Consider the following 21,647-nt stretch of genomic DNA (forward strand, 5'->3'; position numbering starts at 1 on the left):
TCCATAGAACTTATTGCGACAAAATAGTGTAATTACACGTGCTTATTGTACGTTGGTTGGTCGGCTACTATTAGAAAGGAGAGAATGTATGCGGCATATGGACTGCCACGAGGAAAGAATCCATGTATGTGGAAAGATCCAATCTTTTGGATATCTGTTTGTATTTGACAGAAATGAACAATGTATCGCGGCGAGTGAAAATGTAGAGAAACATTGGCGCCGTCCAGCACACGACTTCATCGGAAAGAGTATAACCGAACTTTTGGATTTTCTTTTACCCAAACACTCGGAGCATTTTCACCACTTTAGAGATGAGATTGCAGATCCTGTATTCAATCGCTTTGTAGAGAAGGTAGAGCTGGATGGCCACGATTATTATGTTAGTATTTATCGCTGTGGAGAAAATTTGTATCTCGAAATAGAACAGAGCAATGGATTTGACCTAAGGCAAACGAAACTTCATTATTACGCTAAACATCTCGAGCGTGGGGGTAGCGACGTATGGAAATCGCTCACACAGCTCATTAAGGAGATTATCCAATTTGACCGTGTCATGATTTATCGCTTTAAAGAAGACAAAAGCGGTCAAGTAATCGCTGAATCTATCAATAATAATCTGGATTCACTTTTGGGATATCGCTATCCAGAATTTGATATTCCAAAACAGGCGCGAGCATTATATAAAGAGTTTCTAGCTCGTCATACAGCCGATACCGACGGTCCTATTAGTCCATTGGTTCAATCAAAAGAAGAAGAAATAGATCTTACCCATTGTAGTGTTCGGGCGCTATCCCCTATACACCTCCAGTATTTACGCAATGCGCAAGTTCGTGCAAGTGCTAGCTTTTCGATCGTGGTAGATGGTGAACTTTGGGGTCTAGTAACGTGTCAAAACCTACTGCCTAAGCATGTAGACCTTGCCCAACGACATGCTTGTCTATTCTTGACACAGTATGCCGTTAACTACTACCTCTCAACCCGTCTAAAGCAAGAAACGCAATATATCGAGATGACGAGTCAACTAGAGGGGGAATTGAAAGAGGAACTTTGGATCAACAACGACTTACTAGCCACTTTCAATAAATATGCGCACCGATTAATGAATAAACTTGCTGCCGATGGAATGTTTATTGGAAACGAAGAGGAAAAGCTTTCATTTGGCGAAATACCTGCGGCACACCACATCACTATAATCAAACAATTGCTAGGTCAGCAGCAGGAGAATGTATTTGCCACAAATAAATGCATATATCGGGAAGATACGAAAAATGAAGAGACACTATTTCCTGGGGTGATTAAAGTCGATCTCATTCCAAATTCATCATGGACATTACTTTTTTTTCGTAAAGAGCATGTAGTAGAAGAAATATGGGCGGGCAAACCAGAAAAAATAACACCAGACACACTAGCGGGACATGAAAATTATCCTTCACCGCGTACTTCTTTTGCAGCGTGGAAACAGATCAATGAAGGCGCGTCACTAAAATGGGAGCAAAGGGAACTGCTGTTTATAGAGCGTATCGCCCTTTTGGTACAACAATCTATAGCTAAAAAGGCTGGTGAGATACAACGTTTGAACGAAGAACTTGTGAATGCAAACAATACATTGGATACGTATAGCTATACATTGACGCATGATCTCAAAAACCCGCTATCTGCTATCCGGCTTTCCGCACAAATGATTCAAATGAAACCCGGTCTAAGTGAGGAGTTTTTGAAACGATGTAGTACCAATATTTTGGATGCCGTGCAGTTGATGTCTGAAATGATGGAGAAGATGCACGAAGAATTTGCAGCCACAGGTTCGGTTGCGTTGAGACCCTATCTCATTGACCCAACAGCACACATTCTATCTATTGTAGAAACAGCCAAACAGGAACATGGCGTACACCACCTACATTTTGAACTTGGGGAAGTCTATCCTGTTTTAGCCGAAAGAACGCTGCTTTTTCAGCTATTCTTAAATTTAATCGGCAATGCCATAAAATACAGTGGGAAGGAACAGCAACCTTACGTGAAAGTCTATAGCAGGATTAATGATGCTTATATATCCTATTTTATTGAAGACAATGGCATTGGGATGGACTTGAAAAGTAACAATGATATTTTTGAGATTTTTCTGCGTATGCCAAATTCTACTGGTTATGAAGGATCCGGGGTAGGTTTATCTATTGTGAAGAGAATTGTCAATAGACTAAATGCAACCATCGCTGTGGAAAGCGAACTCGGCAAAGGCACATTGTTTCGGGTGGATTTTGTTCGGCCTCGATAAAGGAACAGCTTCGTTAACGCAGATAAAGCCCTTTTTTATCAATAAAATCAATAACCTTATCGGGTACATAAAACTGTATACTCTTCCCTGCTTTTACAGCTTGGCGTACAAACGTAGAAGATAACTCCATAACCGGCGTTTCTGTTACTGTAATAGATGGATGCTTTTTAAGCTCTCCCCCATCATAACCCGGTCTTGGATAGATAACAATTCGGTAATCACGAAGAATAATATCCGCATTTTTCCACTTATGAAAACTGGCGAGGTTATCCTCCCCCATAATCAAGGAAAACTCCCTTGTGGGGTATTTTTCTGCCAAATGGATCAGTGTATCGATGGTGTATGAGGGTTGGGGTAAAGAAAATTCAATATCAGATACTCGTAGCTTTTCGGCCCCTTCGATAGCAAGATTGACCATCTCCAGACGGTCGTACATATTTCCTAAGTTCTTCTTTTCCTTAAAAGGGTTTTGAGGTGATACTACAAACCATACCTCATCAAGCGCGGTATAATTTGCCATGTAATTGGCAATAATTAGGTGTCCAATATGTATAGGATTGAAAGAGCCAAAGAATAAGCCAATCTTTTTGTTTGCCATTACTTATTCAAAAAATTCAAAACCAACTCTTCTGCTTCTGCACACGCAGTTTCCAAATCAAAATTGTTTAATACCACATCAAATTTATCTGCGTAGCTCAATTCCACCTCGGCTTTAGCAAAACGTTCTTGCAATTTCTCTTCTGAGTCCGTTCCCCGACCTCTCAAACGCTCTTTCAGTACGTCCAACGACGGAGGGTTCACAAAGATAGCTAAAGCTTCTTCGGGATATTTAGATTTCAGACGTAGGCCGCCCACCACATCAATATCGAAAATAACCGACTTTCCCATCGCCCAGATACGCTCTACTTCCGTTCTCAATGTTCCATAAAAAGTCCCGCTATATACCTCCTCGAATTCGATAAACTCCTGTTTCGCTATTTTGTGCAGAAAATCTTCTTTGGAAATGAAATAGTAATCTTTTCCATTTATCTCTCCCGTTCGAGGTTCCCGCGTACTAGCAGAAATAGAAAACGCAATCTTATCTCCATGATTTGATAATAGCCGCCTTACGATAGTCGTTTTCCCCGCGCCAGAAGGAGCCGAGAATATGATAAGTTTTCCACTCATTTTTTATAACACGTTAAGTAGCTGTTCCTTTATCTTTTCCAATTCCTCTTTCATCCGGACGACAATCTGTTGAATATTGGCATCATTCGCTTTAGATCCTAAAGTGTTGATTTCCCGACCCATTTCCTGAGAAATAAAACCCAATTTCTTACCATTGGAATCGCTTGCATTTAATGCTTGAATAAAGTAATTACAATGACTTTTTAAACGAACTTTTTCTTCCGTAAGATCCAGCTTATCTATATAATAGATAATTTCTTGTTCAAAGCGGTTCATGTCTACATTTTCCTTTCCAACCGCTTCGTCTAGATAGTGGCTTAAACGCTCCCGTATCAACGGAATACGGTTTCCGTCCACTTCTTCCACTTGCGACAGATACGAAAGAATCAAATGTACACGACTTTCCAAATCTTTCTTTAAAACGTCACCTTCATCCTGCCGGAATTTTGTAAAGTGTGAAATCGCTGCATAGAAAGCCGCCATCAATACCTTGCCTTCTTCTTCATCTACCGCATCTTCGTTGGCATTTACAACCTCCGGCATCGTTAGTGCCATCTCAAAAATAGATGCGTTTGTTTCTCCGATTTCCTCCGCTATTTCTTGTAGTTGCTTATAATATTGCTTTAAAAGTGCCGCATTGATACTAGAAGCTTTCGCTGTTTGATCAACATATTCAACCGATACGGTGATGTTCACCTTACCTCGTTCGATCAGCTTACTGGCTTCGGTGCGAAGCGCCAGCTCCCGGTCAGAAACAACTTTCGGTAAACGCAAGCTAAGTTCAAGAAATTTGGAGTTCAGGGATTTCAATTCGACTGTATATTTGACCGTTCCATTTTCATGGCTGCCTATACCGTACCCTGTCATAGATTTTATCATACGCAAAGGTATGAAAAAAGGAAGCTTATGCTTCCTTTTTTACTTTTTTACTGTTTATCTTTTCTCTAACGACTTCAAAAATAATGGGTAAAATGGAGATGAATATGATTAAGAGCACTACTTTTGAGAAGTTATCCCGAATAATCGGAATATTGCCTAAAAAGTAACCTGCCAAGGTGATACCCACTACCCATAAAAAACCACCAACGACATTATACGTTAGAAACGTACCATAATGCATTCTGCCGATTCCTCCCACAAATGGAGCCAGCGTCCGCACAATAGGAACAAAGCGCGCAATGACAATCGTTTTACTTCCATATTTTTCATAAAAAGAATGTGTTTTTTCTATCTGTTCGTCTTTTACAACACGTTTTCCAAACAACTTAAACTTGGTGATCTCCATGCCAAAGCGCCTTCCGATAGAATAGTTCATCGAATCTCCAGCAATGGCGGCAATCAACAGAAGGGCGATCATAATCCATACATTCAATTCGTTGGGCTGTGCGGCCAACATGCCGGCAGCGAACAAGAGGGAGTCGCCTGGTAAAAAAGGCATAACCACAACGCCCGTTTCTATAAAAATAATCAAGAATAGGATAAGGTATGTCCAAGTCTGATAATCATTCACAATCTCCACAAGGTGCTTATCGATATGGAGCACAAAATCTATTAAAGAATATACTACTTCCAAAATGACTAGATTAGATATTGTTCAACATAACCGGCATCACCAACATCAAAATATCTTCGTTGTCTTCTTTTACAGCAGGAATCAATAATCCAGCTCTATTTGGCGTACTCATTTCAATCACGACTTCACTTGAATTTAAGTTGCTCAACATTTCCACTAGAAATTTAGCATTAAATCCAATTTCCATATCCTCGCCTTCAAATTGGCAATTTAAACGTTCGTGTGCTTCATTCGAAAAGTCTAAGTCTTCGGCCGAGATATGAAGCTCGCTTCCCGAAATCTTTAGCCTAACTTGATGGGTTGTTTTATTCGCGAAGATAACCACGCGACGAAGGGTGTTCAAAAATAACAGCCGATCTACCGTAAGTTTATTCGGATTGACTTGAGGGATTACAGCTTCATAGTCTGGGTAGCGCTCATCAATAAGCCGACATATCAAATGAATATTTCCGAATTGGAAAAACGCATTTGTGTTATTATATTCTATAGAAACAATGGTGTCATCAGATGGAAGCGAAGATTTCAACAGCGTTAATGCCTTTTTAGGTAAAATGAAGGATGTCGGCTTTTCTGAGCTTACATCCGTGCGGCGGTAACGGACTAGTTTATGTGCATCTGTAGACACGAAGGTAATGCTTTGTTCTGCCAATTGCACGAGCACACCTGACATTGCCGGGCGCAATTCGTCATTGCTTACTGCAAAAAGCGTTTTGTTAATGGCTTCTGAAAGAATAGCTGCATTTAACGCTACGGTAGAAACATTATCAACTACCGGAATTTTTGGAAAATCATCAGCATTTTCTCCGCTCAATTTATATTTTCCATCGCCCGCACTAATCTCAATAGCCAATGTATTGGTATCCACAGAAAATGCCACGGGTTGATCAGGAAGGGTCTTTAATGTTTCTATCAAGATTTTAGAGGGCATCGCCACTCGTCCTTCTTCCTTTGCTTCGATCTGCAAAGATGTTACCATACTCGTCTGCAAATCCGTAGCCGAAATGGTCAACAGGTTATCTTTAATTTCAAACAGAAAGTTTTCAAGAATAGGTAGCACCGTGCTGCTGCTCGAAGCTCCGCTAATTGATTGTAGTTGTTTTAATAAAATTGACGTGGATACAATAAATCTCATTTCCTGAATTTTATAGATTTTTATATGCAATATTACACAAAAGAATCTATATTTTATAAACTGAATGCGTGTTAATTCTTATCGCAAATTAATTAATTAGTACCTTTGTAAGGTTAAAAGACATGCAGTTTAAGGATATTATAGGTCATTATACCCTCAAAGCGCACTTGGCTCATACCGTAAAAGACAACCGGGTAAGCCATGCGCAACTATTTCTCGGTCCGGAAGGATCGGGAAGCTTGGCGCTGGCTGTCGCTTACGCACAATACATCAACTGTGAACAAAAGTCTGAAAATGATAGCTGTGGTACCTGTAGCTCCTGTCGGAAATATCAAAAGTTGATCCATCCTGACCTTCATTTTTCCTATCCGTTTTTTGCTAGTGGGGAAAAAGACGTCGCTACTACTTATTTGGAAGAATGGCGCACCGCTTTTCTGGATAATCCTTACATGGGGTTGGATTATTGGCGTCATCAGCTTGAAGCAGGAAACAAGCAGGCAAACATCAATATCGCTGAGGCACACGACATCATCAAAAAACTCAGCTTGAAAGCATTTGAAGCCGAATACAAAGTGTTGGTAATGTGGCTTCCCGAATACCTCAATACACAGGGAAACGCGTTATTGAAACTAATTGAAGAACCGCCCGAAAAAACACTGTTCCTTCTCGTATCGGAAAATCAAGACAGGATATTGAACACCATCATATCGCGTACACAGCTGGTGAAAATCCCGAAACTTTCACATCATGATATTAAGCAATATCTGATAGAAGAAAAAGCAATCTCAGAAGAACGGGCAAACGAAATTGCCTTTATAGCCGATGGAAATGTACAGACGGCTATAGATCTCCTAGAGGAGAATACGAATCCCTATTTTGATTTGCTCATCCATTGGTTAAGATTCGTTGTAACCGATTCGGGTTTGAATATTATCCGTTTCTGTGAGGAGGATTTTCCTAAGCTAGGGCGTGAAAACCAAAAAAATTTTTTACTTTACGCTATTAATGTGTTCCGTCAGGTTCTATTGATACAAACGGGTCTATCACAATTAGTGCTTTTACAGGGCGAGGAGCTAGATTTTGTCCAAAAGTTCGGTGACAATTTTAAAAGGGAGCAGTTGGAAGCTGCTATTGATTTACTTGAAAAAACACATTATAAAGTAGAACGTAATGCTAATCCTAAAATTTTATTTTTAGATTTATCTTTGCAATTAGTTTTAATATTTAAATATCAAACGTTCCCACAAGGGACTCAATATATATAAAAGGAAAGAATATGGGATGTGGCAATTGCTCATCCGGAGGTGGGTGCGGTAGTGGTTCTACCGGAAAAACACCTGCAGGATGCCAAAATAACGGCTCCTGCATGACCAGCGGATGTAATAAACTAGATGTATACGACTGGCTTTCCGACATGGATCTGCCGGCAAACTATAAACCATTCAATATAGTAGAAGTGCGATTCAAAGGGTCACGTAAGGATTTCTACATCAATACGGACAACCTTTATCTTGAAATGGGTGAAATGGTCGTCGTTGAACCTTCTACTGGAGGATATGATGTCGGACATGTATCGTTAACCGGTGAATTGGTACGTTTACAGTTAAAGAAAAATAATGTAAAACCAGAAACGGTTGTCAAAAAAATATACCGGAAACCCACGGACGCAGACGTACAGAAATATAATGCAGCAAAAGAGCTGGAGTGGGAGACAATGCACCGGGCTAGAAAACTTGCCTTGGACCTGGGCTTGTCTATGAAGATTTCTGATGTCGATTATCAAGGAGACAAAACTAAAGCAACCTTCTACTATACTGCAGAGGGGCGTGTGGACTTTAGGGAACTGATCAAGCGTATGGCAGAAGCGTTCCGTATCCGTATCGAAATGCGGCAGATCGGGATGCGACAGGAGGCCAGCCGTTTGGGCGGTATCGGTTCATGTGGACGGGAGCTTTGCTGTTCTACTTGGCTAACAGATTTTAAAACCGTCTCTACCGCAGCAGCGAGATATCAAAACCTTTCGTTGAATACGCTTAAGCTTGCAGGGCAATGTGGTAAATTAAAATGTTGCCTTAACTACGAGCTTGATAGTTATATGGATGCATTAAAGGATATTCCTACCAACGTCGATCGACTGGATACCGAAGCAGGAACTGCCTTCTTGCAGAAGACGGATATTTTTAAAAGAATTATGTGGTATTCTTATCCGGGAGCAGAAAGCTGGATTCCTTTGGACGTCAATATGGTGCGCGAATATGCTGAAATGAATAAAGATGGACGCAAATCACAAGATCTGAAGATCCATCAGGAGCCGGTGGAAGAAATAGAAAAACCTGCTTCCTACGACTACGAAAATGTGGTGGGCCAAGACTCTTTAACACGCTTAGACGAAAAAAATAAGAAACGAAAAAAGAAGAAGCCGAAAAACAAAAAAGAAACAAACGCAAGCGGAAACAAAATTGCAGAGTTAAAGAAAGTAGAGACAAAAGAAAAAAAAGTCGTTATCTCTAACGAAGAAAATGCCAACGGGAACAAGCCCAAAAGACGGCTTAACAGAAATAAGGGTAAAAACAGGAATAAAACGCCAAATAATAATAAAGGCGATAGCTAAACGGTTGTTTTCAAATATGAAATTACATAAAAAGGTTGTCGGGTTTAGTCTGTTATTTTTCACACTAGCTTGTGCCAACCAGCCTTTTTATGATGTTTATAAATCGACAGTTAACAGACGATGGCACCATCATGAGAAGCAAGCATTTCAAGTGCATATACACGAAAATGATGCGCGATACGACGTATGGATCTATATTAGGCACACCGGAGAATATGATTTTGCCAATTTGTTCTTCCTCTCTCACGAAACCGGACCGCAGCTAAAAGACAGCTCCTACAGATACGAACTCAAACTATCCACTCCAGATGGGCGCTGGATCGGAAAAAACGCGGGTAATCTATATGAGAACAAACTTCTTCTGAAAGAAAACCATGTTTTTCCGGATACAGGTATCTATACCTTTGAGATCGAACAAAATATGCAGGAAAATCCAATATCGAATATTACGGATATTGGTTTAAAAATTATTAAAAAGTAATGGTTAGGTTCATTCGTTGGTTACTTTTTCCGTTTTCCATTTTATATGCAGCGGTTGTACTGCTTCGAAACTGGGCTTACGATAACCAACTTTGTAACAGTACATCTTTTCATTTTCCCGTGATAATTATTGGAAATCTGTCGGTGGGGGGCACGGGAAAAAGTCCGATGACAGAATACGTGCTTCGCCTAATTAAACCTCATTTAAACGTAGCTGTTCTTAGCAGGGGATACGGGCGGAAAACCAAAGGATTCCGGTATGTAGAGGTGCGTGACTCTGCTAGACTTGTGGGAGATGAACCGCTCCAGATAAAACGTAAGTTTCCAGACGCGCTGGTGACCGTGTGTGAAGACCGCGTGTATGGTATTCAACAAATTCAAGATCAAATCGACGCCGTACTCTTGGATGATGCCTACCAACATCGGAAGTTACGCCCGAGCTTTTCTATACTGCTACTTGACTATGAATCATTACAACATCCCATTATTCCGTTACCAACTGGAAATTTTAGGGAACTGCTACATGGTTGTAAACGCGCTAACGTAATCGTCATTACCAAATGTCCGCAAGAAATTCCCGCACAAGTGAAGTTCTCCATAGAATCGAGGCTTCGAAAACATACACAAGTATCCTTATTTTATACTAAAATAGCCTATCAAAAGCTACAGACAACAAATGGTTTAGTATTGGATAGTACGCAACTTAATGATACCGTCGCAGTAGTCATAACAGGTATTGCTAAACCTCAACCATTATTATCCCACCTAGGACCGCAATTTAAAAGAATTATCCATTTATCTTTTCGTGATCATCATAATTTTTCAAAGGATGATCTTGATAACATAAGCCAAACCTTTCAACATATCGGCACATCTCAAAAAGTTATTATCACAACTGAAAAAGATATGCAAAGGCTACCATCTTCGTTCATAGCCCAACATCCCCTATATTTCCTGCCTATAGAGCAAGAATTCTTATTTAATCAAGCAAATACGTTTGATGCTATTGTAAAGCGTGCATTCTCTTCTTAACATTAAAGATTGGCTAGCTTAGTACGGTCTCTAAAAGATCGCCTATCCTGTTATCCACTAGTAGACAGACGCTGTATTAAGGATTGCCGACTGCGACGCGGTTATCAGAGATGATTGCGGACCTGGTTACTGGATTTTACGCAAGGTAACTTGGGTATTAGCACCTGATTGAGCCGTATTTATACTGGAATGCCGTTAATAAATGTTAAAATGTAACACATTTGATACACTACATGCAACAATACTGTACTATAATGAGTTATATAATAGAAACAACACCATTGTAGTGGTTTAACAATTAAAATATAATATCATGAAAAAATTATTTTTAACCGGGATCAGCTTATTATTCGCGCTGACGTTAACATTTGCCCAGGATGCAAATCCGGAAGACAAAGCAAAAGAAAAAGTAACAAAATTAACAGAGAAATTAACATTGACAGATGAGCAGCAAACTTCTATCTATGATATCGTTTTGGAACATGCAAAAGCAAAACAAGCATTAAAAGCAAATGCTTCACAGTCGCCAGAAGCATTAGCAGAGGCAAAGAATAGACTGCAGGAGACGACAGACGCACAAATCAAGGAAAAATTGTCTGATGAGCAAAAAGCATTATATGACCGGGTGATATCTGAACGTCCTAGAAAAGAAACACCTACACCTGCTACTCCTATCACACCTCCGACACAACCGGAGCAACCAACCCAACCAGAGCAGCCGATGGAGCCACAACAACCGGAACCACAGCAACCGATGGGTCAATAGATAAAGGATTATTAATTCACAAAAAAATGCGAAACCTTAATCGGTCTCGCATTTTTTACATTCCAATAAACTTAAATAATAATACACATTTTCTTTTTTAAGACGATTTCAGTTTCTTCTGGATATCCTGAACATACGTTTTAAACTTCTTATCTGTTTCAATTAAATCTTCTACTGTTTGGCAGGCATAGATCACGGTAGAATGATCACGTCCGCCGAAAAAGTTTCCAATCGATTTCAAAGAGGATTTTGTGTGGTTTTTTGCTAAATACATAGAGATTTGGCGAGCCTGTACAATCTCCCGCTTTCGAACTTTCGATTTTACCATCTCAACCGGTACTTCAAAATACTCACAGACCAGTTTCTGGATATATTCCATTGAAATTTCCTTGTGTGTATTTTTCACAAAGTTTTTTAACATGGATTTCGCCAAGTTCAGGTCGATTTCTTTTTTGTTCAATGTAGATTGAGCTAAAAGGGAAACCATGGCACCTTCTAACTCCCGCACGCTGTTGTCAATCTGTGTAGCAACAAATTCGACAACGTTTTCTGGTAATTCAATACCATCAGAATACATTTTTTTCTTCAAGATAGCCATTCGGGTTTCTAGATCCGGAATCTGAATATCTGCAGACAACCCCCATTTGAAACGACTTAATAAACGTTCTTCTAGGCCGGATAAATCTTTAGGAGCCTTGTCTGACGTTAAAATAATCTGTTTGCCAGACTGGTGCAAATGATTGAAAATATGAAAGAAGATATCTTGCGTCTTTTCTTTACCCGAGAAGTTGTGCACGTCGTCCATAATAATCACATCCATAGCTTGATAAAAATTCACAAAATCGTTTATCGTGTTATTTTTTAACGAATCAACGAATTGCTGACAGAATTTTTCACAGGAAACATAGATGACCAGCTTATCCGGTAAGTTCTTCTTAATTTCGTTACCGATAGCTTGTGCCAAATGAGTTTTTCCTAAACCGACGTCTCCATAAAGCATTAAAGGATTAAAAGAAGTACCTCCTGGCTTGTTTGCTACGGCAAAACCTGCTGAGCGTGCCAATCGATTACATTCTCCTTCAATAAAATTATCAAATGTGTAATGGGTATTTAGTTGTGGATCTACCTGTAGCTTTTTTAGTCCGGGAATAACAAAAGGATTTTTAATATTCTTATTTAAAGCTACAGGGACGGGAATAGATTGTTTTTTACCCTCTGCACCATTCCCGTTGGAAGGGATATTGGTGGTATAAGGTGTATTGGCGGAAGATTTATCCACGATAATATTATATTCCAAACGTCCTTGCTCACCCAAGAATTTCTTAATCGTTTTACGCAGAATACCAACATAGTGTTCCTCCAACCACTCGTAAAAAAATACCGAAGGTACTTGAATAGTCAAAACGTTCCCATTTAAACCTACTGCTTTAACAGGCTCAAACCAGGTCTTAAAACTTTGCGCAGGTATATTGTCTTTGATGATCTGAAGACAGCTATTCCAAACACTTGTACACGTTTTTTCCATTCTTAAATTGTTAATAACTTGAAAACCAATATTTGACAAAAAAATTGTTTAAAACTTTCTCTTAAGACGAAGATGACAAAAAAAAACGACCAAAAAAACTAAAAAATCAAAAAAAACGCAAACTCCTAACTATTAATTCTTTAAATAAAAAAATGCGGTTTTTTATAGACAAAACAATCATTAAAAATATTTTTTCAACATCCAGATTTTTGACTTTTAAAAAACGCTGCTTCTGTATCTGAAAAACGCAAAACCTCCTTTAATGTGGAAAACTATTAGGCTTTTTTCGTTTATAAATATAGGGAATATTTAGGTATATACCATTCCACTAAGATACCATTGTATCTGTTTTTATTCCTGTGGTCAATTTTTTAACTTGCTTTGCGATAGATGTTGCATCATATCCACAAATTTTCCAAAGCTCTGCCTGTTCGCCGTGTTCGATGATATCATCGGGAATTCCTAAACGAACCAATTTCGCTTCATAGCCGTGTTCTGCCATAAATTCCAATACGGCAGAACCAACTCCTCCCATAATACTGCCATCCTCCACCGTAATAATCTTGTTAAATTTTTTAAATACCTCATGCAACAATTCTTTGTCCAACGGTTTAACAAACCGTAAATCATAATGTGCAGGGTAAATACCTTCCTCATTTAACGCTTGGACGGCTTTCGCTGCTTCATTTCCAATAGCACCGAAACTTAAAATAGCTACCTCTTCTCCGTCATGCAATTTACGGCCTTTGCCTATTTCGAGTTTGACGAACGGACGTTTCCAATCCACCGTTACTCCATTACCACGTGGATAGCGAATAACAAATGGACCCATATCCGGTAATTGTGCCGTATACATCAGATTTCGAAGTTCTTCCTCGTTCATCGGGGCAGAAACAATCAAATTGGGGATACAGCGCATATACACAATATCGTATGCTCCATGATGTGTTGGACCATCGGCTCCAACAATTCCGGCACGATCCAGACAAAAGACAACATTCAAATTTTGCAATGCCACATCATGGATGACTTGATCATAAGCGCGCTGCATGAACGAAGAATAAATATTACAAAAAGGTATTAATCCCTGTGTAGCCAAACCCGCGCTAAACGTTACTGCATGTTGCTCAGCTATACCTACATCAAAAGCGCGATTCGGCATAGCTTTCATCATAATGTTTAACGATGACCCGGAAGGCATTGCTGGCGTAATCCCCATAATTTTATCATTGGCTTCTGCTAACTCTACTAACGTATAGCCAAAAACGTCTTGATATTTCGGTGGTTGCGGTTTATCTAAAACCGATTTCTTAATCTCTCCCGTGATTTTATCAAATAAACCTGGGGCGTGCCATTTCGTTTGATCCTTCTCGGCTAATGCATACCCTTTGCCTTTCACGGTCACGGCATGCAATAATTTTGGCCCGGGGATATGTTTAAGATCTTCTATGGTTTTCGCCAATTTCGTTACATCATGTCCATCTACAGGTCCAAAATAACGGAAATTCAGTGACTCGAATAGATTTGCATTCTTCAGTAATGTCCCTTTAATGCTTTGCTCCAATTTCTTTGCCCATCCATAGGCGTCGGGGCCATTCTTCGAAATTTTAGCTAATACAGCAATCAGGTCATCCCGAAATTTATTATAGCTTCTAGATGTTGTAATACTAGTCAAGTACTCTTTCATCGCCCCCACATTGGGATCAATAGACATACAGTTATCATTGAGTATAACCAGCAAGTTCGATTTCTCAATCCCCGCATGATTTAAAGCCTCAAAGGCCATCCCACCAGTTAACGCTCCGTCTCCGATTACGGCAACATGTTGTCTATCTTTCTCTCCTTTATATTCCGAAGCAACGGCCATCCCCAATGCAGCGGAAATAGATGTAGAAGAATGTCCTACGCCAAAAGCGTCGTATTCGCTTTCGCTTCTTTTTGGAAAACCTGATATTCCACCCAGAATCCGATTAGTATGAAAGGTCTCTTTTCTCCCGGTTAATATCTTATGCCCATATGCTTGATGCCCTACATCGAAAATAATTTGATCGTAAGGTGTATTCAATACGTAGTGTAGCGCGACGGTTAATTCCACCACGCCCAAGCTAGCTGCAAAATGCCCCCCGTTCACGGAAACAATATCGATAATGAATTGTCTCAATTCACGGCAGACCTCTTCCAACTCACTTGGTTTCAACTTCCTGAGGTCTGAAGGATAATTTATTTGTTGTAATAGTGGACCTGCCTCTACTTGCATGTTTTCAATTATATAAAATAAGTTACAAACTTAATAACTTATTCCCTAAACTACAGAACAATAAAAGCAAATAAAAGTTTATTCCTGTTAAAAATGAAATAATGCAGGGATATAAACAATAGCGATGTATTGTTAATAGAATTTCAATTGTGGATAAAATATAAAGTAGCTTTAGCATACAATTCTTTATTTTTGAACAAGCTATGCAAACAGCAGGTTACGAAATCAAACTAGAGCAATTTGAAGGTCCTTTCGACCTGTTACTTTTCTTTATCGAAAGGGATGAATTGAACATCCATGACATTCCTATCTCTAAAATAACAGATGATTTTTTAGACTATATTCAGAAAATGCAGTCCTTGAATATAGAGCTTGCTAGTGAATTTATATTTGTAGCCTCTACATTGATGCGTATCAAGGCAAAAATGCTTTTGCCTCGGCCAGAGCTGGATGACGCGGAAAATGAAATTGACCTGAAGAAAGAACTAACCCAAAAGCTTATTCTTTACAAGCAATTCAAGGAGGTGTGCGAAGAGTTACGTGTATTGGAAGAAAATCGAACAAGATTACACACTCGCGGGAATATAGTCAAGGACAATAAGATCGCGAGATATACCGATACAACGGAGGAAGAGTTATCTTCGTTCAACCTATATAAACTCTTGATGGTATACGAAAAATTAATGTTTAACTTTACCCATCGTGCCCAAGAAGTTACCCATACGGTTGTAAAATTTCCATATACTATCGAACAGCAGAAAAAGGCAATTGCACAATTGATAGAAATGAATAAAAAGCTGGATTTCCAACAAATTATTAAAAGTTCCGAGAACAAAGTACAACTTGTATTCAATTTCTTAGCGATCCTGGAGATGCTTCAACAACGTTTATTAGAAATAGAAATAGGGCTAGGATTCAATAATTTTTCAATCGGAAAAAAAGAAGAACTTTGTTACGAGTCCGAATATGTAGCCTAGTTATTTTTATTGTTACAGGCCAGTATATTTCCTAGAGCTTCAGCGGTACGACGAAGATTCTGTTCGGTATTTGCAAGTGCCTCTGCCAGCGGCATGGCTTCGTGACTAATAGGTAGCAGCACATCAAACATCTCTAATAAAGCAGATGAAGGTTCCAATGGTACTCTTCCTGCTATACCCACCGTCGGAATTGCATATTTCTTAGCTAATAAAGCCACACCTGCCGGAGCCTTGCCCGAGAGCGTCTGTTCATCGAGACTTCCTTCACCTGTAATAAGCCAATTAGCTTTTTTTATTACATCTTCAAAACCCGTCTTTTGCAAGAAATAAGCTATCCCATTTACCAATTGCGCGTCTGCTAGAGCGTACATGCCGGCAGCTGCACCCCCTGCTGTACCGCCGGAAACGATATCTGCCATATTTTTTCCCGTAGTTTGTAAAACAATATCACTTAATCGATGCAGAAAATTATCTAAAACCTTCACTTGTTCTTGAGAAGCTCCCTTTTGAGGCCCGAAAACGTTCGCCGCCCCTTCCTCTCCGAGAAGACGATTTTCTACATCACAAAGAATCTTAATGTCACTATCTACTATGCTTTTGTCCAGCCCACTTGTGTCGATACGTTCTAGATATTGCAATTGCTCGGGAATTGGGTCAAGTTCCTTTCCTTTCTTATCAAAAAAACGTACACCAAGAGCATGAAGCATACCGCATCCACCATCTACCGTAGCAGAGCCTCCCATCCCTAAAATAATTTGGTTTACCTTATGGTGTTCCAGCGCATGCAGGATTAATTGACCAGTGCCTTTACTACTTGCTTGAAGCGGATTTCGTTCTTCTTCTTTTATCAAACGGATACCCGATGCATCAGCCATTTCAATTATAGCAGTTTTCCCACCTTCTACCAGACTATATGACGCTTCAACAGGCGTTCCTAATGGCCCCAAAACAGTCTTTGTGACTAACATCCCTCCTAATTTTTCATGCAAAAGTTTACATGTACCGTCACCTCCGTCACCAATAGGAAACAGCGTTGTACGACAGTCTAGTCGGCTCTGGGAAAAACCTTCGCCTAAAGCCTCTGCAACCTGTCGAGCGTCCAGACTATGTTTAAAAGCATTTGGGGCAATAAGAAGATGTAACATAGGAGGAGTTTAATTTAGAGAACCAAATATAACAAATAAATTAACCCAATAGCTACAATACCCATTACCAGTGTAGCGACCGTATACACACGCAACATCACACTCATACCTATACCGGAAAAACGGGAAATTACCCAAAAATAAGAGTCGTTAGCATGGGAAACCATCATCGATCCAGCACCCATAGCTAATACAGCACAAACCTTACCCATCGTATGATCCAAACCGAGGGAAGACAACATCGGCAATACCATCGTGGCTGTCGTAATAATGGCGACGGAAGAAGAGCCTTGTGCTGTCTTCAGCAGGGAAGCAACAATAAAAGGAAAAAATAAACCTAAACTACTAACCACATCGTTTCCTGATAAGTACTCCGCCATGTTGACTTGCGCGATAAGCGCTCCGAAAGCACCGCCTGCTCCAATAATTAGTAAAATATCTCCTGCTTTTTCAACCGCTTGGCGTAAAAGCGCATTAAAGTCCTCCCTTTTCCAATTTCGCTTCCCAAAAATTGCCAATAAAATACCTATACCTAAAGCTACCTCCGGAGCTCCAATGGCGTACAACGATTTTAGCAAGAAAGAGGAAGATTCGTTTACCGTAATAAACGATCGAATACCTATTAACAAAATTGGGATAGCAATAGGCAAAATCGATATGCCAACCGACGGAAGTTGTTGTTGTGTAATCTGTTCCATTACCACATCATCTTGTTTTGGAGATATCGTTACAGGCATATTTATGGTTGCATATTTCGCCCAAAGGAAACCGCAAAAAGCCGTTGGAATCGCCACGAGCATACCATAAAGAACAACCAATCCAAAATCGGCAGATAATGTCGCGGTAGCGGCTGCAGCTCCAGGATGGGGTGGGATGAGGCAATGAACTGCGTATAAACCCGATGCCAACGACGCAGCCATTAATGCCATCGTTGTACCAGTACGGGCGGCAATATTATTATTTAAGCTGCTCAATACAATATAGCCCGAATCACAAAAAATAGGAAGGCCTACTACGTAGCCTGTTATATTCATTGCGCTTGCCGCTCGTTGCTGTCCTGTTAATTTAAGGATGGCATTCGCTAATACGACTGTTGCTCCGGTATGCTCCAAAATAATACCCAACGTGGTGCCAAAAACAATAATCAAGCCTAGCGCACCGATAATATTTCCAAAACCTGTTTTTGTCGTTGCCAGTATATCAGCAAGAGAAAGCTCAAGGCCTAATCCAACCAATAGACATGCAGCTATCAACGCAAAAAATGCATGTATTTTATATTTCGTTGTCAAGACGACAATCAATACAATGCCTGTCAGCAGGACAATCATACTTTGGAGAAATGGAATAGTCATTTTTAAAATTAAAAATTAATTCCTAAAAAGCTGGCGCGGACAGTGTTTCTCCCGTAATCGGATTGACTGCATTCTTGTAAATAGCCGCTATATGTTCATGATAGGATTTAAACAATGACGTCGCCGTCGTCACCGCATCACCTTTAGGGCTCTCCGGATAACGGTCTTTCATTTGAATCCACGTCCACTCCCAGTCCCTAATTTCCTCATTGATCGCGGTCGCATCCACTTCTGCTCCTTTCTTCAATTGACCGTCTACATAAGTGAAAAATTTCTTCCATCGTTTTTTATAAAAATGGGTCATCAAACCGCTCCATTGCCTTGCCGAGTAATCATGTAGCGTAGTACCCATTTTACCGTGCCATAACGTTATCAGATTGCGTGCATTCCATTCATACAAATCCCGTTCTTCTTGATTTGTTCCCCACTTTTTCGCACTTTCCAACCATGTGCCCAACAAGAAATCCGGATGTGTACCAAGAAGACGATCCATGTCATCTATAACAGCGAGAAACTGAGAACTATACCGTTGCATTTCCTTTTGGTTCTTTTGTTCATACGCCACAACATAATGAGCATGCAATTCATCCGCATAATTGGCGAGTACTTGTCGGGTTAGATTAACTACATCATATTGATATCCCTCATTTTGCTTCAGTTCATCCGATACATTTAGTAACTGCTCCCAAGCTGGCAGCAAATCCGCGGGATTATAGAAAGAATGGACGTTCGTCCGTGGGCCTTGCCTAGCGAAACCCGGACGTGCGTTTGCCATGGATCTTGATCCTCCCGAATTTATATCTCCGGTATAACCATAAACCGTACGTTGTAGAACATGCCAGGCCCGAAGTGCCTGTGGATTGGTAGAGTGATAGCGCCGTTGTGCGTAGTCAGCTACCCAATTATCTAAATTAATGGTATCGCTACGCCATGTATTATCCATAAGAAGTTGATAGATTACAGGGGTGTGGCCAATGGCTTCGGACGTAATACCAATACCTTGAAACTTTCCTTTTTGTGGATGATGTAGTGTTTCGGCAGGTCCATTTGCAATAATGGGCATTTTGCCAAATAGGTTGTTATTTCCTCCAAAATTATGCACCATACACCATAGCCATGGCTTCCCATAGTAGGCTTCGGTACGATTCCATACGGGTCGTGTTTCCGTCCACAGGTCCAGTACGATCATATTATCATCCGGAACTGCATTGAGCAATGCTTGAATCTGCTCAGGTTGCCAAAAACTCTCCTTGAAATAAAACATCCAACCTTGCATGACCCATATAGCTTCAGGGTCTGACGCAGCCATAGATTGGTATAATTGCCTACTCATATCCCGAAGATAAGCGGGATCATTGGAGGGAGGCATCACCTCAATAAATGTATCAGCAGTATACAAGTGATCCGTGCCATACGTTCGGGTTTGTTCATCGATAAACCGACGGCCAATTTCCACAAACATCGAATCGTCCGGATCGAGAATATCAACTTCGGGAAAGACTGTCCACTGTACCTTTTTAGTCTTAGCTCCGGGGAATTTTTCGCTGAAAGTGGGAGGAACATGTCCCGTAAACGCCGGAAGTATCGGTTTCATTCCAAATGCCCGTTGTCTATCTAATATTTTTTTCGTCAATATTTCCTGTTGATCAATCCAATACTGAGGTAGGGTTCCTCCATAACCATCGAGTAGCCCCATCCAATTAAAACCAGAGTAGGCTGGACCACTGAAAAAAACTTCTAGTTCCTTGTTGGTAAAACCCAAATCGCGATAAACCCGTTGCCACACCGAATTTTGTCCTCCTATTGTAAGTGGCATATTAATACCATGGAGCGCCATCCAATCAATTTCTTTCTCCCATCGCTCCCAGTCCCACCAAGCCATGCTGTAGTTGTACGTGACATAATTCAAATAGTATCGATAGATATAGGGTGAACTTTCTCTTATCTTTTTAGGAACCGGCGGTAACTGTCTAGGTAAATGAAGTTGATTGCCATTCCATGAAATGTCTGCCTTACAGATCGTTTTAAGGTAATGGTGCAACGCCGATGCAATAGATACGCCATTGTTTCCTTTTAAAAGGATTTTATTTCCTACACTCTCTATCTCAAAAGCATCTCCATCCGTATTGTCAGCGATAATTCGTACCTCTATTTGTTCATGGTGCTCCGGTAATAAACGGGCAATCAAATTTCGGATTTCCTTTAGGGCTTCTGAAGATTGTGCGACCCCGTGCGTCGGAATAACGAAACATAAAAAAAATAAGGAGTACAATAAAAAAATTTTTCTGCGCATAATATAGGGTGTTGTGGTTAATCATTATTTGATTTTGTTTGATAATATTTAAACATGCAAAAATTCTCGTACAGCCAATTTAACACTACCATACTTTAATAGCGCTTTTTTAGCTGTTTCATAATCTGTAATACCTGTTTGTTTCATAATCATCCGTACGCCACGATCGACTAACTTACTATTGCTGATCTGCATGTTTACCATTTGATTATCTTCCACTAATCCAATACCGATCATGGTGGCTGTTGAAATCATATTCAGCACAAGTTTCTGTGCCGTTCCGCTTTTCATACGTGTACTGCCGGACACAAATTCAGGACCGACGACCAATTCAATGGGATAATCTGCGTAACGTGCCACAGGTGAGCCTTGATTACACACAATACAGCCCGTTACAACACCTTCTAGCTGGGCATTACGTAAAGCTCCGACCACGTAAGGCGTAGTACCACTAGCAGCAATACCAATCACAACATCCTTAGACGAAATATGATATGACTGTAAATCTGTCCAACCAAGGGTCTCATCGTCTTCAGCTTCTTCAATACCATACCGCAGTGCAGCATCGCCCCCCGCCATAATTCCAACGACAAGATCTGGTGACACTCCGTAGGTAGGTGGACATTCACTGGCGTCTAACACACCTAGCCGCCCGCTGGTGCCAGCTCCGATATAAAATAACCGACCACCCGACAATATTCTTTCCTTGATAACATCGACAAGAGCCGTGATGTTTGGAATGGATTTTTCTATCGCATAAGGAACCGTTTTATCTTCATTGTTAATATTAATGAGGACCTCTTCTGTTGTCATTTTTTCTAAATTCCGGTAATGGGACGGTTGCTCCGTAACTTTTATAAAATTCATTTTGTATTTATATATATGTGTTTATACATTTTTTAATAACCTGTTTTAGTGTAGATTAATAATAAACATTTTAATGTACTAGTGTATACTAGCACAATTATATATATACTGTTTTTATCTTGCAAATATTTTCAGCTATTTATTTTTTTTAATAAACACGAAAAGCCCGATTTTAATAATTGGGTTTAGATAACGGAA

Annotated in this window: 18 protein-coding genes; 7 read left to right on the top strand and 11 right to left on the bottom strand. The window is 40.0% G+C overall.

Annotation, left to right across the window (positions count from 1 at the left end; translation table 11 throughout):
- Positions 1–88: 88 nt before the first annotated feature.
- Positions 89–2,272 carry an ATP-binding protein gene (locus tag H8B21_RS05765; RefSeq protein ID WP_190312792.1) on the top strand — a complete coding sequence of 728 codons (2,184 nt, stop codon included), beginning with the start codon at positions 89–91 and terminating at the stop codon, positions 2,270–2,272.
- Between the two features lie 13 nt (positions 2,273–2,285).
- Here the strand turns inward: H8B21_RS05765 and nadD are convergent, their stop codons facing one another.
- The 5 genes from nadD to dnaN are packed head-to-tail and all read right to left on the bottom strand — an operon-like array spanning position 2,286 to position 6,144.
- On the bottom strand, positions 2,286–2,870 hold the full coding sequence (gene nadD, locus H8B21_RS05770; protein ID WP_190312793.1) for a nicotinate (nicotinamide) nucleotide adenylyltransferase: 585 nt from the start codon (positions 2,868–2,870) through the stop codon (positions 2,286–2,288).
- Positions 2,870–3,439, bottom strand: a complete 570-nt coding sequence (gene gmk, locus H8B21_RS05775) for a guanylate kinase (protein WP_190312794.1) — start codon at positions 3,437–3,439, stop codon at positions 2,870–2,872. Before gmk ends, nadD begins: the two co-directional genes overlap by 1 nt.
- Before the next feature lie 3 nt (positions 3,440–3,442).
- On the bottom strand, positions 3,443–4,318 hold the full coding sequence (locus tag H8B21_RS05780) for a YicC/YloC family endoribonuclease (RefSeq protein ID WP_190312795.1): 876 nt from the start codon (positions 4,316–4,318) through the stop codon (positions 3,443–3,445).
- 25 nt (positions 4,319–4,343) lie between these two features.
- Positions 4,344–5,012 carry a DedA family protein gene (locus H8B21_RS05785; protein ID WP_190312796.1) on the bottom strand — a complete coding sequence of 223 codons (669 nt, stop codon included), beginning with the start codon at positions 5,010–5,012 and terminating at the stop codon, positions 4,344–4,346.
- Positions 5,013–5,022: 10 nt separating this feature from the next.
- Positions 5,023–6,144 (bottom strand): DNA polymerase III subunit beta, encoded by a 1,122-nt coding sequence (gene dnaN, locus H8B21_RS05790; RefSeq protein WP_190312797.1) that lies wholly within the window; start codon positions 6,142–6,144, stop codon positions 5,023–5,025.
- Between the two features lie 122 nt (positions 6,145–6,266).
- On the opposite strand from dnaN, the gene H8B21_RS05795 reads away from it, so the two are divergent.
- The 5 genes from H8B21_RS05795 to H8B21_RS05815 all read left to right on the top strand — a co-directional run bounded on the left by H8B21_RS05795 (position 6,267) and on the right by H8B21_RS05815 (position 11,033).
- Positions 6,267–7,409: a DNA polymerase III subunit gene (locus tag H8B21_RS05795; RefSeq protein ID WP_190312798.1), complete on the top strand. Its 1,143-nt coding sequence runs from the start codon at positions 6,267–6,269 to the stop codon at positions 7,407–7,409.
- A gap of 11 nt (positions 7,410–7,420) precedes the next feature.
- Positions 7,421–8,755: a PSP1 domain-containing protein gene (locus H8B21_RS05800; RefSeq protein WP_190312799.1), complete on the top strand. Its 1,335-nt coding sequence runs from the start codon at positions 7,421–7,423 to the stop codon at positions 8,753–8,755.
- A gap of 16 nt (positions 8,756–8,771) precedes the next feature.
- Entirely contained in the window at positions 8,772–9,236 is a 465-nt protein-coding gene (locus H8B21_RS05805; RefSeq protein WP_190312800.1) for a gliding motility lipoprotein GldH, read from the top strand.
- Complete coding sequence (lpxK, locus tag H8B21_RS05810; RefSeq protein ID WP_190312801.1) at positions 9,236–10,267, top strand: tetraacyldisaccharide 4'-kinase; 1,032 nt, start codon at positions 9,236–9,238, stop codon at positions 10,265–10,267. The genes H8B21_RS05805 and lpxK overlap by 1 nt, the downstream gene beginning before the upstream one ends.
- Before the next feature lie 313 nt (positions 10,268–10,580).
- Positions 10,581–11,033: a hypothetical protein gene (locus H8B21_RS05815; RefSeq protein WP_190312802.1), complete on the top strand. Its 453-nt coding sequence runs from the start codon at positions 10,581–10,583 to the stop codon at positions 11,031–11,033.
- A gap of 97 nt (positions 11,034–11,130) precedes the next feature.
- Here the strand turns inward: H8B21_RS05815 and dnaA are convergent, their stop codons facing one another.
- Both dnaA and dxs read right to left on the bottom strand, forming a co-directional pair.
- Positions 11,131–12,558: a chromosomal replication initiator protein DnaA gene (dnaA, locus tag H8B21_RS05820; protein ID WP_148918052.1), complete on the bottom strand. Its 1,428-nt coding sequence runs from the start codon at positions 12,556–12,558 to the stop codon at positions 11,131–11,133.
- Between the two features lie 328 nt (positions 12,559–12,886).
- Positions 12,887–14,815 (bottom strand): 1-deoxy-D-xylulose-5-phosphate synthase, encoded by a 1,929-nt coding sequence (dxs, locus tag H8B21_RS05825; protein ID WP_190312803.1) that lies wholly within the window; start codon positions 14,813–14,815, stop codon positions 12,887–12,889.
- Between the two features lie 203 nt (positions 14,816–15,018).
- Here dxs and H8B21_RS05830 point away from each other — a divergent pair, with 203 nt between their 5' ends.
- Positions 15,019–15,792 (top strand): segregation and condensation protein A, encoded by a 774-nt coding sequence (locus H8B21_RS05830; RefSeq protein ID WP_190312804.1) that lies wholly within the window; start codon positions 15,019–15,021, stop codon positions 15,790–15,792.
- On the opposite strand, the gene H8B21_RS05835 is transcribed toward H8B21_RS05830, so the two are convergent.
- From H8B21_RS05835 to murQ, 4 genes are read right to left on the bottom strand one after another with little or no spacing between them, the layout of a single operon-like run.
- A complete protein-coding gene (locus H8B21_RS05835) occupies positions 15,789–16,937 on the bottom strand; it encodes a glycerate kinase family protein (protein ID WP_190312805.1) in 1,149 nt (382 codons plus the stop codon). The two genes, H8B21_RS05830 and H8B21_RS05835, sit on opposite strands and share 4 nt — an antisense overlap.
- A 14-nt stretch (positions 16,938–16,951) precedes the next feature.
- Positions 16,952–18,289, bottom strand: a complete 1,338-nt coding sequence (locus tag H8B21_RS05840) for a GntP family permease (protein ID WP_190312806.1) — start codon at positions 18,287–18,289, stop codon at positions 16,952–16,954.
- 22 nt (positions 18,290–18,311) lie between these two features.
- Entirely contained in the window at positions 18,312–20,582 is a 2,271-nt protein-coding gene (locus H8B21_RS05845) for an alpha-N-acetylglucosaminidase (protein ID WP_190312807.1), read from the bottom strand.
- Between the two features lie 48 nt (positions 20,583–20,630).
- Positions 20,631–21,449, bottom strand: coding sequence for an N-acetylmuramic acid 6-phosphate etherase (gene murQ / locus H8B21_RS05850; protein ID WP_190312808.1), 819 nt, complete (start codon positions 21,447–21,449; stop codon positions 20,631–20,633).
- Positions 21,450–21,647: the final 198 nt, after the last annotated feature.

It is taken from the genome of Sphingobacterium chuzhouense (assembly GCF_014692525.1).
Lineage (GTDB): Bacteria > Bacteroidota > Bacteroidia > Sphingobacteriales > Sphingobacteriaceae > Sphingobacterium > Sphingobacterium chuzhouense.

Coding starts and splice junctions, on each gene's coding strand:
- H8B21_RS05795 (WP_190312798.1), top strand. CDS start 6,267: ATGCAGTTTAAGGATATTATAGGTCATTATACCCTCAAAGCGCACTTG.
- H8B21_RS05765 (WP_190312792.1), top strand. CDS start 89: ATGCGGCATATGGACTGCCACGAGGAAAGAATCCATGTATGTGGAAAG.
- H8B21_RS05805 (WP_190312800.1), top strand. CDS start 8,772: ATGAAATTACATAAAAAGGTTGTCGGGTTTAGTCTGTTATTTTTCACA.
- dnaA (WP_148918052.1), bottom strand. CDS start 12,558: ATGGAAAAAACGTGTACAAGTGTTTGGAATAGCTGTCTTCAGATCATC.
- nadD (WP_190312793.1), bottom strand. CDS start 2,870: ATGGCAAACAAAAAGATTGGCTTATTCTTTGGCTCTTTCAATCCTATA.
- lpxK (WP_190312801.1), top strand. CDS start 9,236: ATGGTTAGGTTCATTCGTTGGTTACTTTTTCCGTTTTCCATTTTATAT.
- dxs (WP_190312803.1), bottom strand. CDS start 14,815: ATGCAAGTAGAGGCAGGTCCACTATTACAACAAATAAATTATCCTTCA.
- H8B21_RS05800 (WP_190312799.1), top strand. CDS start 7,421: ATGGGATGTGGCAATTGCTCATCCGGAGGTGGGTGCGGTAGTGGTTCT.
- H8B21_RS05835 (WP_190312805.1), bottom strand. CDS start 16,937: ATGTTACATCTTCTTATTGCCCCAAATGCTTTTAAACATAGTCTGGAC.
- H8B21_RS05840 (WP_190312806.1), bottom strand. CDS start 18,289: ATGACTATTCCATTTCTCCAAAGTATGATTGTCCTGCTGACAGGCATT.
- H8B21_RS05845 (WP_190312807.1), bottom strand. CDS start 20,582: ATGCGCAGAAAAATTTTTTTATTGTACTCCTTATTTTTTTTATGTTTC.
- H8B21_RS05780 (WP_190312795.1), bottom strand. CDS start 4,318: ATGATAAAATCTATGACAGGGTACGGTATAGGCAGCCATGAAAATGGA.
- murQ (WP_190312808.1), bottom strand. CDS start 21,449: ATGAATTTTATAAAAGTTACGGAGCAACCGTCCCATTACCGGAATTTA.
- H8B21_RS05830 (WP_190312804.1), top strand. CDS start 15,019: ATGCAAACAGCAGGTTACGAAATCAAACTAGAGCAATTTGAAGGTCCT.
- H8B21_RS05815 (WP_190312802.1), top strand. CDS start 10,581: ATGAAAAAATTATTTTTAACCGGGATCAGCTTATTATTCGCGCTGACG.
- gmk (WP_190312794.1), bottom strand. CDS start 3,439: ATGAGTGGAAAACTTATCATATTCTCGGCTCCTTCTGGCGCGGGGAAA.
- dnaN (WP_190312797.1), bottom strand. CDS start 6,144: ATGAGATTTATTGTATCCACGTCAATTTTATTAAAACAACTACAATCA.